The 1,731-nt window shown below is 42.4% G+C and carries 1 protein-coding gene; it reads right to left on the bottom strand.

Annotation, left to right across the window (positions count from 1 at the left end; translation table 11 throughout):
* Window positions 1-201: 201 nt before the first annotated feature.
* The coding region (locus tag GCCT14_RS04740) for a V-type ATP synthase subunit A (RefSeq protein WP_108624427.1) at window positions 202-1,731 on the bottom strand (1,530 nt) is incomplete at its 5' end.

The following is a 1,731-nucleotide window of genomic DNA, read 5'->3' as shown; positions in this document are numbered from 1 at the left end:
CGTACACCTGAAGCACAGCTAGATTATGTTTCACCTTAATCACAACTCCGTACGATAAACGTCCATCTCGAAACACAATTTCAGCTAGCTCACCCATGCAAACTCGAGGGGCTTCAACAGTAATTAAATAACCCCGCATTTCAAGTATCCTGCTCGATACGCGCTTCATAGTTCACCTTCCCCTTTCATTTACCTACATATTCAATTTGTCCCTGTTAACTTTTTCTCTCTCAGACGAGCTCGTATTCTATCACGACACTCATCAGACTCCTTACTCCCCTCTTTAAGGAAGTTGAGCATGCGCATTTCAGCTTGTAACGAAAGAAAAAAGGTTCGCGCATCCGCATGAGATTCAATCCAGGAAAAGTCCGAATCCAAAACTTCATTCATAAATGAAAAGAGCAATTTCTGCTTCGAGAGAGGGCAATACATATCCTCATCATCGAACGAATTTTGCTGTAGGTATGCAACATCGTATAATTCTGATTTTAAATAGGAGATGAACTCAGAAAGAGAAATTCCATCCTCACCTAAAACATCCACTCTCCTAGAGATAGCTTCACTCTCTTGCAGCAGTTCATGTGTACGCTGAACCCATCTTCTCCATAAAGGAATCTCATCTGACATATTAGATGCAAACTTAGCACCATACTTAGACCAAGAAATAAGTGGATCTACTGCAGGGTATCTTCTAGCACTACTACGATTGCGTGACAGGCCTAAAAAAGAACCTACAACAGAAAGAGTAGCTTGTGTAACAGGCTCATCGAAGTTCCCACCAGCTGGAGAGACGGCACCTCCAAGTGAAAGAGAACCTGTTTTTCCGTCCCTTAAACAAACCACACCAGCTCTCTGATATAACTCAGCAATTTTTGCATTTAAACTAGCAGGGAAGGATTCATCTCCAGGAATCTCTTCTAAACGAGCAGACATTTCACGCATAGCTTGAGCCCAACGAGATGTTGAATCTGCAACAACCAAAACATCAAGACCCATTTGACGATAATACTCACCAATGGTCACGGCCATGTAAACAGACGACTCCCTAGCAGCAACAGGCATAGAAGAAGTATTGCAAATGAGAACAGTTCGATTAGACAAGGGATTTCCGGTTTGTGGATCCTTCAGCAAGGGGAATTCTTTAAGCATTTCCACTATTTCTCCGGCACGTTCTCCACATGCTGCAAAGATCACGATATCTACAGCAGAAAACTTAGCGAAATGGTGTTGCAAAACAGTTTTCCCCGCCCCAAAGGGACCAGGCAAACAAAAGGTTCCTCCCTTTAGGATTGGAAATTGTGTATCGATGACACGACAACCAGTCTCAAGAGGGGCAGAAGGAAGTATCCTTTCTCCGAACAGAAGAGGTCTTTTCAAAGGCCACTTCTGGAACATTTTAACATCTATTCTCTCACCTGTACCATTACTCAAGATCGCAATTGTCGTATCAACTGAATAAGAACCTTCCTCGATGACCATTTCTACTTTATATCTGCATTCAGAAAGCTTAAAAGGAACGTAAATTGAATGTAGGAAACGGTCTTCTTTCGTTGTCCCGACTACTGAACCAGGTAATACAACATCCCCAACAGTAACAGAAGGCTTAAATGGCCAAAGTCTATCTCTAGGAAGCGGTGGATAATATGACCCTCGCACCAAAAAAGCACCGTGTTCTTTAAACATTTCATCAAGTGGATTTTGTAACCCATCGAATACGCTTCCCAATAAACC

Source organism: Candidatus Similichlamydia epinepheli, from assembly GCF_003056015.1.
This window is presented reverse-complemented; position numbering and strand designations above follow the sequence as displayed.